The sequence below is a fragment of the Roseococcus thiosulfatophilus genome (assembly GCF_017311575.1).
GTDB lineage: Bacteria > Pseudomonadota > Alphaproteobacteria > Acetobacterales > Acetobacteraceae > Roseococcus > Roseococcus thiosulfatophilus.
In genome coordinates this window covers 25589-35458 of record NZ_JAFFQY010000005.1, presented here as the reverse complement: position 1 = coordinate 35458, position 9870 = coordinate 25589, and the positions used below count along the sequence as shown (strand labels likewise).

At 74.7% G+C, this 9870-nt stretch carries 7 protein-coding genes; all 7 read right to left on the bottom strand.

What is annotated here, in order from left to right; translation table 11 throughout:
* The gene (gene tssK / locus JTN19_RS03250) at positions 1–1344 is read right to left on the bottom strand and encodes a type VI secretion system baseplate subunit TssK (RefSeq protein WP_206930475.1); all 1344 of its coding nucleotides are present in this window, start codon (positions 1342–1344) and stop codon (positions 1–3) included.
* Positions 1345–1377: 33 nt separating this feature from the next.
* Positions 1378–2955 carry a type VI secretion system-associated FHA domain protein TagH gene (gene tagH / locus JTN19_RS03245; protein ID WP_206930474.1) on the bottom strand — a complete coding sequence of 526 codons (1578 nt, stop codon included), beginning with the start codon at positions 2953–2955 and terminating at the stop codon, positions 1378–1380.
* Between the two features lie 82 nt (positions 2956–3037).
* Positions 3038–3334, bottom strand: coding sequence for a PAAR domain-containing protein (locus tag JTN19_RS03240; protein WP_184381848.1), 297 nt, complete (start codon positions 3332–3334; stop codon positions 3038–3040).
* A 1-nt stretch (position 3335) separates the two neighbouring features.
* Positions 3336–3938 carry a DUF6931 family protein gene (locus JTN19_RS03235; RefSeq protein ID WP_206930473.1) on the bottom strand — a complete coding sequence of 201 codons (603 nt, stop codon included), beginning with the start codon at positions 3936–3938 and terminating at the stop codon, positions 3336–3338.
* Entirely contained in the window at positions 3938–5881 is a 1944-nt protein-coding gene (locus JTN19_RS03230) for a type VI secretion system Vgr family protein (protein ID WP_206930472.1), read from the bottom strand. The genes JTN19_RS03235 and JTN19_RS03230 overlap by 1 nt, the downstream gene beginning before the upstream one ends.
* 64 nt (positions 5882–5945) lie before the next feature.
* Positions 5946–8837, bottom strand: a complete 2892-nt coding sequence (locus tag JTN19_RS03225; RefSeq protein WP_206930471.1) for a caspase family protein — start codon at positions 8835–8837, stop codon at positions 5946–5948.
* Positions 8838–9833, bottom strand: a complete 996-nt coding sequence (locus JTN19_RS03220) for a YMGG-like glycine zipper-containing protein (RefSeq protein WP_242530820.1) — start codon at positions 9831–9833, stop codon at positions 8838–8840.
* Between the last annotated feature and the right edge of the window lie 37 nt (positions 9834–9870).

Sequence of the window (9870 nt, the reverse complement as noted above, 5' to 3'; positions counted from 1 at the left end):
TCACCGCTCCGCCCTGATGGCCCAGAGGCTCAGGCGCAGATTGGGAAAATCCCCCGAGACATGGATCGCGAAGCCGCCGCTGGTCTGCATCTGCTGCCAATGGGGTGAGCCGCGGTCCAGCTCGAAATAGACGGCGCCCGCGTGGAACGGGATCTGCCGGGGCGCCACCGGCAAGGGCCGCACGATGATGCCGGGCAGGGCCACGTGCACCAGTTCGCGGATGTGCTCCACCGCGCCGATCTTCACCTGGTTGGGGAAGAGGCGCCGCGTGTTCTCGGCCGGCATGTCGGCCATCACGGTCAGCACGAATTGCCCCCCGCGCAGCAGGTTGCGGTCCAGGATGGGGCCCACGCGCACGCCGTGGCTGCGCTCCTGCAACGGGATTTCCACCGCCGTCGTCTCCAGCACGGCCGAGAGGCTGCGGCGCAAATCCGCGATCACGGGCGCGAAGCTGCGTTGCAGGTCGTCATGCCGATAGGCCGGATAGGCGCTGGCGCGCTTGTCGGGCGCGGTGAAGGTGGCGAGTTCGCCGGCGAGTTGCACCAGCACGCGGAACAGCTCCTCCGGATGCACCAGGCCGGCATCGGCGTAGTGCGCCAGCAGCGGCAGGTTGCGGTTGATGGCCTGGAGCAGCAGGAAGTCCGCCACCTCGCCCACGCCGCGCGCGCCGGGCTGCGAGAGGCGCGCGGCCAGGGCCTCGGCCCGCTGCCCCAGCATGCCCACGAGTTCGGAGAGGATGTTCGCCAGCGGCGGCACCGCCGAGGCGCGCAGGCAGGGCGGGATGAAGCGGTCATCCACCACCACGCGCCGGTCGGCCTGCACCTCCACGATGCGCGCGAGGCCGAGGCAGGTGAAGCCCGCGCGTTCCTCGTTCTCCAGCATGAAGCGCAGGCGCGGGCGGCCGAGCGCGAGTTGCGCCGGCAGGGTGGCGTCCGAATGGGTGTCATAGGCGTCGAAGGCGGAGAGCCCGTAGCGCGCGCGGCCCGCGCCATCCTCCACGCCGGACGCGACCTCGGGGCTGCCCGGCTGGCGCACCGGCAAAGCGAGATAGACCACCTGGTTGCGCGTGCCCTCTGGCAGGTCGAGCGGCGGGGGCTGGTCGGCACTGCCGGGGATGGCGAAGGGCGTGCCATCCTCCAGGATGCCCGCGATGTTGGACAGGGCGAACTTGCCGGCGGCCAGCAGGTCGCGGTCCAGCGCGAGTTCCGTGATGCCCCAGGGGTGCGGGCGCAGCGGCGCGGCGCGCGCCTGGAGCAGCGCCTCGAAATAGCGGTCCTGCTGCTGGAAGTGCTGGGCGCGGAGGAACATGCCCTCCTGCCAGACGACCTTGTCATTCCACGCCATGCCGCCTGCCGAACCTCCAGGGAAAAACGTCGTTCAGCGGCCGCCGCGCGTCGCCTGCTCATAGGCGCGTGCGAAGGCCTTGCCGAAGGCGCTGTCGAAATCATCCTCGAACTGGTCGTGCACCTGCTGGTGCAGGCGCCGATACGCTTCCCACAGGCGCTTCTCGCGCGCGCCGGGCAGCGCGATGCCGCCCGCGGGCTGCTCGGCCTCCAGCCCCGCGGGGGCGAGGCGCGCAAGCAGGGCACGGGCGGCCGCCTGGGTGGCGGCGATGGTGGCGAGCTGGTGGGCCGTGAGGTCCTCCACCGTCTCGCGCACCGCCTCGGACCCACCGCCGCGCGGGGCCAGCAGGGCCTGGAGCGCCGCCTCGTCGGTGGCGGCGAATTTCAGCGGGTTGTTGCCGGCGGCGCGGAGCATGGTCTGCTCGATGCGGAATTCCCGCTTCACGTCGCCGCGCGCGATCAGCAGGGCGCGCAGCCCGCCCACCGCCGCGCGCAGCGCGGCCCCCGCCTGGGCGATGGCGGCGGCGGGGTCGGTGCCCGGGGCGGCGGGGGGCAGGCCCGCGCCGCGCAGCAGCATGTCCAGCGCGGCCTGCAGCCCCTCCGGCCCAGGCGAGGTCATGGGGGGGGCGCCCATGACGGCGGCGGGCGGGGGGGCCGGCGCGCCGGACGGGGCGGCCATGGGCGGCGGCGCGGCGGCGAAGCCCGGCGGCTCGGCGAAGGGGTCGGCCGCCGACGGCGGCGCGGGGGCGGCGGGTGGCACCTGCGCGAAGGGGTCCCGCGCGGGCGTCAGGCCCGGCAGGGGCGCCGTGAAGGCGGGCGGCGGGGCTTCGGCGAAGGGGTCCGGCAGGGGCGCGGGCGTCAGGCCCGGCAGCGGGGCCCCGAAGGCGGGGCGCGGTGGCGCGAGGGGGTCCGGCAGGGGGCGCGCGGGCGGGGCGCCGGGCGGCGGCGCGTCGGCGAAGGGGTCGGGCAGATGCGCGAAGGGGTCGGCCGGGTCGGGCGCGCGGGGTGGCGCGGGCGGGGTGTTCCAATCCTCCGGCAGCAGGTCCGGCAGGGTCGCGCGGGGCGGGACGAACACGTCCTGCGTGCCGGGCCTGTGGTCGGGCAGGCTGTGGCCGGGCGCGTCGGGCGCGAAGGGGTCGAAGTCGGAGGGCAGCAGCGGCGCGCCGCCGGCCGGCGGCCCGCCCGCCGGCCCGAGGCCGGGCAGGGGTGCCGCGAAGATGTCGGAGGGGGGCGGCGGCGCCATGGGGTCCGGCAGGGCGCTGGCGCTGGCCCAGCGCGCCTCGCCGAAGCCCGCCTCCTGCATCACCCGGCACTCGATCTCATAGGCGCCCAGCCGCAGCCGGTCGCCATCACGCAGCGGCCGCACCTGGTCGCGCCCCACGGGCTCGGCCGCGCCGTTCACGAAGGTGCCGTTGGTCGAGAGGTCGCGCAGCTGCCAGCCGCCCGCCAGGTATTCCAGCGCGCAATGCCGCTTGGACAGCACGCGGTCGGGGTCGGTCAGCGGCCAGTCGCATTCCGCGCCGCGGCCGAGCGTGTATTCCCCGCCGGGCACCTGCCGCTGCTCGGGCACGGCCTGGTCGGGACAGCGCAAAACCGAGAGCACCAGCACCATTGCCCGACCCTCCCCTCGTGCCGCAGTAGGCATGCCGTGGCGGGCGGCCGTCAAGCGCGCGGTGGTAGGCGCGGTGCTTTCCTCAACCGCCGATGAGCACCGTGGGCCAGCCCATGACCAGGGCGCCGCCATGCGCGCAGCTGTCGCCGATGCGCGCGGCGGGCAGGCTGCCCACCAGCACGGAGGTGCTGCCCTTCACGATCACGTCGGGCGGGCCCACGCACATGCACAGGTCGGTGATGCGCGCCTGGGGCAGCCCCCCGGTCAGCACGGTGGGCATGCCGGTCAGCACCGGGCCGCCGATATGCGGCACCGGCACCGGCGCCGGGGTGGACATGGGGCAGGCGTGCATGTCGGTGATGCGTGAGGCCGGCGGCATCTCAGTCCCCTTCCGGTTCCATCCGCCCCGCCCCCCCGGCCGCGATGTCGCGCGCCGAGGTCACGAAGCGCAGCAGCCGCGCCGGACCACGCTCGGGCCGCGCGCGCACGGCCGCCAGCACGACGGAGCCGGCCACGGCCACGCCCGTCAGGTGGTCGGCCGGGGGAACGGCGGGCTGGCCCTCGGGCGCCATGCTGCCGCCCGACCAGAAGGCGCCCACCGCCGCCCAGGCCTCCGCGCTGCGGAAGGCCGCGGCCTCGGCGGCCGCCATGGCGGCGCGTCGCGTCGCCTCCTCCGGGCGGCGCACCCAGGCCTCGGCGGCCAGCAGCGCGGCCTCGTCCACCGGCTTGCGGCCGGGGTCGGGGATGGCGCGCGCGCACATGCAGGCCCACCACACCGCCTCGCGCCGCGGCAGGGCATGGGCGGCGAGGCGCGCGGCGTCGCTGTGGCGTTCCAGCGCGACCAGCCGCGCCACGCCCGCCGTGGCATCGGCCAGGCCACGCAGGGCCTGCTGCCCGGCCTCGTCCAGTTCGAGGCGCGGCAGCAGCGGTTCGAGCGGCACCGCCATCTTGTCGGGGGGCGTCTTGTCGGGGGGGGCGGCCATCAGTTGATCTTCACCAGCGGCGCCTGGATGGTCATGATGCCATTGGCCTTGTGCGTGACCAACACGCCGGAGGTCTCGAGGCTCAGCGACGCCTTCACCGTGATCATCATGGCCTCCAGCTCGATCCCCATGGGTGTCATGTGGATCTTGCTGCCGCCGCAGGTCAGCGTGATGGACTGCATGGCCTCGACCTCGATCTTGCCGAGGCTGGCCTTGGTCGAGATGTTGCCCAGCTCCACCAGCGTGGACTGGTTCCCCATGGAGACCTTGGTGTCCATGTTCCCCATCTTCACCAGCAGGCTCTCGTTCCCCTGCGTGATGGTGGCGCTGCGGTCGAGCTTCACCGTCTCGGTGTGCTTGCCGTCCACCGTCTCGGTGCGGTGGCGCTTGATCGTCTCGGTGCGGTCGTTCTTGACCAGCAGCGTCATGTCCTTCTCGGCCTGGACGTGGATCTCCTCCGAACCCTTCTTGTCCTCGAAGCGCAGCTCGTTGAAGTTCGACGCCCCGCCGCCCTTGCTGGAGCGCGTCTTGAAGCCCGATTGCGTCTTGTTGGCCGGCAGCGCGTAGATGGGCTTCTGCTCGGCGTTGTAGACGCTGCCGATGATGACGGGCCGGTCGGGGTCGCCGCTGACGAAGGCCACCAGCACCTCGTCCCCCACGCGCGGCAGCGTCCAGGACCCGCCCCAGGCGCCGGCGAAGCCCTGCGCCACCCGCACCCAGCAGGAGGAGGCATCATCGCGCGGGCCCGCGCGGTCCCACAGGAAATGCACCTTCACCCGGCCGTATTCGTCGCAATGGATCTCCTCGCCCTGCGCGCCGGTGACGATGGCGCTGTGCACGCCGGGCATGGGCGGGCGCGGGCGCGGGGCGGCGGGGCGCCAGGGCCGGTCGGCCGCCATCAGCACCAGGCGGCTCGAATAGCCCGCGGTGCCATCGCCCGCGAGCTGCGTCTCGTCATAGGCCTCGTGCACCACCTCGTTCAGCAGCCAGGTCAGCGGCGAGGTGGCGTCCAGCCCGTGCAGCACGCGCACGCGGCCGCCGGCGAAGAGGGTGGGGTCATTGCCCGAGGCCGAGACGAGGTCCGCGCCCGCCTCATAGCCCTCCATGCCGAGCTTGGCGGGGTCCGCATCGGGCCGGGCCGCGGTGCCGCCGGGCCATTGGTAGATCTCGAAGCCCGCCGCACCGGGGGAGGTCAGCACCGTCGCCGCCTCCTTCTCCAGCAGGCGGGAGGGATTCAGCCCGTCATGGTCGTCCAGCTTCATCTTGCCCGGCCGCAGCGCGGAGACGGGGCGCCATTCGGTCAGCGCGCCCATCACATCCGCGTCAGGCCGGATCACCTGGGGGTCGCCGGGCACCAGCGGGTAGTCGGCATTGGCGCCGCCGATGACGAGGGTGTGCGCGCTGTCCGTGTGTTCGAAGAAATAGCCGCAGCCCACCTCCTCCAGCAGGCGCTGGGCGAAGTCGAGGTCGGTCTCGTTGAACTGCACGCAATAGCCGCGCGGCGTGGTGGGCACCGAACCGCCCCAGCGCACCGGCGCCACCTGGTTCTCGCCCAGGATCGTGCCCACGATGTCCTTGACCGACTTGTCCTGGAAGATGCGGCAATCCCCGGTGCGGGAGAGCATCCACAGCGTGGGCACCGCCTCGATCACATAGGAGGCGAGGCCCCGCCCATAGGGCCCCAGGCGCGAGAAGCTCCGCACGATCGCGTGGAAATGCCGCGGCGGCACATGGCCCGCGGTGACGGTGCAGGTCACGGGCTTGCCGATGAGGGCGGAGGGCGCGAGGTCCAGCTCGGTGGAAATGACCTCGGCGGACAGCGCGAAGGGCGCGCCGATGGCCTCGCGCACCGACAGGCGGCGCAGCACCAGCGCGTCCGGCCCCAGCGTGGTGCTGATGCTCAGAAGCCGGCTGGTCTGGGTCATCTCCAGCGCGCCGCTCAACCGCTCGCTCCCTTCGTCTTCCCGCGGAGCATAGGCCGGAGGGGCGCCGCACTGGAAGCGGCGCTCATCGTGGCAGCCCCGCCAGGGGGAAGGAGCGCAGGTCGCGCTGGGCGGAGCGGAACACCGCATCCTGCCGGTGCCGGCGCTCGGCCGCGAGCTGGGGCACGCGGCGCGTCACCCATTCGCCGAGCGCGAGCGCCGAGACGCGCCCCTCCTGGTCCGCCGCCGCGCGGCCGCTGAGGCCCTCGCGCACCGCGAAGGCGAAGACGCCGTTGCGGTCGTCATAGCTGTCCAGCGCCTCCTGCACCGAGGTGCTGGCGGCCAGCAGGAAGCGGCCCGTCTCGTTGCCGAGCGCCGCCAGGCTATCAATGGTGAGCTGCCCGGCATGGCAGGTGTCAATGAAGAGGAAGCCGTCGCGCGCGCGGATGCGGGCCAGGGCCGCCACCAAGGCGCCCTCGTCCAGGGCGCTGCGCTGCAGGGCCTGCATGTCGGCGCTGGGGGCCGCGACCTCGTGCGGCAGGAAGAGGAAGCGGCGGTCGCCCTCGGCACGCACGCCATGGCCCGCCAGGTAGAGCACGAAGGTGTCCTCCGGCCGGGCCAGGCGGGCGGCCGCGTCCAGCGCGCCCAGGATGTTGGCGCGGGTGGCCTGGGTGTCGGTCAGCAGGGTGGCCACCACCTCGCGGAAGATCCCGGCGCCACGGGCGCGCAGCGTCTCCACCACGGTGCGCGCATCGGCCACCGCGAAGCGCAGATTCAGCTCGCGCACGGCGTACTGGTCCACGCCCACGGCCACCACGATCAGCCGGCCCGCGCCCGGGGCGGGGGCGGCATCGCCGGCGCGGCGCAGCTCCAGCGCCGGCCCCTCGGCGAAGAGCGCCTGGTCATCGGCGTAGAGGCGCGCGGCCACGCGGTTGGGCCCGGGGTCGAGCGGCACCTCCAGCTCCACCCGGCCCGGCGTGGTGGGGCTGCGCATGGCGAGCCGCCCATTGACCATGACATCCAGCGGGCCGAGCCCCAGGCCACGGTCGGCCAGGGTGAAGGAGAGGCGCAGCGCGGTGGCCTCGCCCGGCAGTTCCGCCGTGCCCCAGGGCAGTGCCACGCAGCCCTCGGGGGTGACGGCGCAGGCCTCGCCCGGCGCCAGCGCCGGCAGGCGGCCGATGCGGGCGCGCACATCGCCCAGCTCCGCCATGCGGGCCTGGACAGGGCGAGGATCACCCGCCAGCCGGGCGCGCACGGCCTGGGGCGCGAACAGCGCGCGATAGGCCTGCTGGAAGCTGGCCCATTCCGGCGTCTGCGCGCGGCCATTGTTGAGATGGACCCCCACCAGCTCCTGCCCGCCCAGGGGGGCGTGGTCGAACAGGCCCTCGGGCGTGAACATCACCCAGCGCACGGCATCGGCATGGACGAAGAGGGCCGCGCGCTCCTCCATGCGGGGCCCGTCCAGGCCGATCCAGCGCAGCGTGCCATCGCCCAGCGCCACCACGGCCGCGCCCTCCAGCGCCACCACGCCCCAGGCGGTGGCGGGCAGGGGCAGTTCGGCGATGAGGCGGCCCTCGCGGTCATAGCGGCGCAGCGCGGTGTCCCAGCCCAGCAGGAAGCTCCCGCCATCGGGGGCGATGGCGAGGCTGCGGGCGTATTCGCCCGGCGCGGCGGGCAGCGGGCGGCCATTGAGGCGCGGCCGGTCGCGGTTCTGCCAGTCGGTCACCTGCAGGCGGGGCGCCTCGCGCCGGGCGGCGACCAGCCCCTCGGCCCCGCCAGGCTCCAGCCGCCCGGCGGTGGCGTCGAAGCGCAGCCGGGGGCCGTGCGGGGCCAGGGCGAAGCCCAGCACCCGCCCATCGGCGCTGGCCATGAGCGCCCCGCCCGTCGCGCGGAAATCCGCACTCGGCGCGGTGGGCGAATGCGCCAGAGCGCCATCGGGCGTGATGCGCCCCCAGCCCGGATCGGCGGCGGCGAAGGCCACGCCCCCCATGGGCAGCGGCAGAAGATGCGCGATGGCGTCCCGCGCGGCGGGGATGTCGCGCGGCGGGCCCAGGCCGAAATCCGCCCAGCGGCGCACCACGAAGCCGGGCTGGCCGGGCACGGCGGCCGCCGCCCGCGCATAGCCCGCGGCATGGAGCTGCACGCCCCCCTGGCCATCCCCCGCCCAGGTCACGGCGGGCAATCCCTCGCCCACCAGGCGCGAGGTGTCGGGCGTCAGCACCGGCGCGAGGTCGGTGCCGGAGATCACCTCCACCCGCAGCCGGTCCTCGAAGCCCACCGCCAGCAGCGTGCCATCGGGCGACCACGCCACCCCATAGGGCCGCGCCCCCTGCACCGGGGCTCGGGCCGCCACCCGCCGCCCCTGCCCGTCATGCAGCCGCACCTGCCCATCGGCCGAGGTGGAGGCGAGCCGCCCGTCGCGCGCGAAGGCCACCATGCGCGCGGCACCCTGCCAGCCCTGGCTGTCCTCGAAGAGCAGCCTTCCCTGCCGCGCGTCGAAGACCCGGATGCCCGCGCGCCCGCCGAGCGCCACCGCCAGCCGCGCCCCATCGGCCGAGACGGCCATGTGCAGCACCGGCGCCGGCAGCCCAGGCAGCCGCGCCAGCATCCGCCCGCTGCCCGTGTCGAAGAGGTAGATGGCGAAGGCCCCGTCCCAGCCATGGCCGGTGAAGCCCGCCGCGAAGGCGCGCGTCCCGTCGGGCGTCAGCGCCACCGCATAGAGTTCGCCCTCGCCGCGCGGCCCGATGGGCGGGCGCAGCACGCCCAGCGCCGCGCCGTCCGGCAGCGACCAGAGGCGCAGCGTCTTGTCATCCCCCACCGAGGCGAGGATGCGCCCCGCCGCATCGGTGGCCAGGCGCGAGACGGGCGCGCTGTGGGCGCCCGCCTCCACCCGCAGCACCGGCTCGCGCGGGGGGTCGGCCCGGGCCGCGCCGGCCCAGAACAGGACCAGCGCGAGAAGGAGCCAGGCGGCCCGCACTCAGCCGGCCAGTTCGAAGCCGCCCGACTGCGCGAGGCGCTCCACATTGCCCAGGCTGTCGTTGAAGCCCTCGCGCCGCACCAGGTTGGTGGCGGCGAGGCTGCGAACGTCGCCGCCCGCCACCTCGGGCGACTGGCCCAGGGCGGCGGCCTGGCCGCGCGTGGTCTGGAAGGCCGAGGTCGGCGCATAGCCGCGCACGCCCGAGGAGGTCTCGACCAGGGTGAAGCCGTCGCGGCCGGGGCGGGCCGAGACCACCTCGCGCGCGTTGATCTGCGCCACCTCGGCGCTGCTGCTGCTGGGCGTCAGCCGCACCGGCACGGCTTGCCGCGCGGTGACGCGCACGGATTGCGAACGGCTGGCGACGGTGCGCTGCACGCTGTCCTTGCCGCCGGGCACCACATTGTCGATGGCGGTGTCGAATTCGGCGGCGCGGGTGCCGATGCGGCCGCTGATGGTGCGGGCCAGCTGGATGTCGCGCTCGGTCCGCGCGCGGATATCGGCCATCTGCGCCTGGGCGGCGGGGCGGCTGAGGCGCCCGTCGCGCAGCGCCACCCGCACGCGCGCGGCGGAGTGGAAGCGGCAATCCATCAGCTGGTTGAAGGCCACCTGCGTGCGGTCGAGCTGCGCGTTCTCCCGCGAGAGGTCGTTCACGATCTGCGCCGTCACCGCCGCCTGGTCCTGCGCCTGGCGCTGCACCGCCACCCAGTAGCCCGTGGCGGCACCCGCCGCGCCGCCGGCGACGGCGCCGACCAGCGCCCCCTCCCATCGGCCGGAGGCGAGGCCGCCCAGCAGCGCGCCGCCCACGGCGCCGATGGCCGCGCCCTGCAGGATGGCCTCGCCGTAGAAGTCGCCGGTGCTGTCCAGCGCCACCAGCTCGGCCCGGCAGGCATCGCGCCCGTCATCGGCGCCGATGCGCCCGGCCTGGGTGCTGACGCAGGCGGAGAGCATCACGGCCGCGGTCAGGGCGGCTGTGGCGCGGAAGATCGGGCGCGACATGGCGTTTCATCCCCAGGTTGTGGGGGGATCGTAACGC

Bases quoted from the DNA above. Each gene is read 5' to 3' on its own strand.
- tagH (WP_206930474.1), bottom strand. From the start codon at position 2,955: ATGGTGCTGGTGCTCTCGGTTTTGCGCTGTCCCGACCAGGCCGTGCCC.
- tssK (WP_206930475.1), bottom strand. From the start codon at position 1,344: ATGGCGTGGAATGACAAGGTCGTCTGGCAGGAGGGCATGTTCCTCCGC.
- JTN19_RS03220 (WP_242530820.1), bottom strand. From the start codon at position 9,833: ATGTCGCGCCCGATCTTCCGCGCCACAGCCGCCCTGACCGCGGCCGTG.
- JTN19_RS03240 (WP_184381848.1), bottom strand. From the start codon at position 3,334: ATGCCGCCGGCCTCACGCATCACCGACATGCACGCCTGCCCCATGTCC.
- JTN19_RS03235 (WP_206930473.1), bottom strand. From the start codon at position 3,938: ATGGCCGCCCCCCCCGACAAGACGCCCCCCGACAAGATGGCGGTGCCG.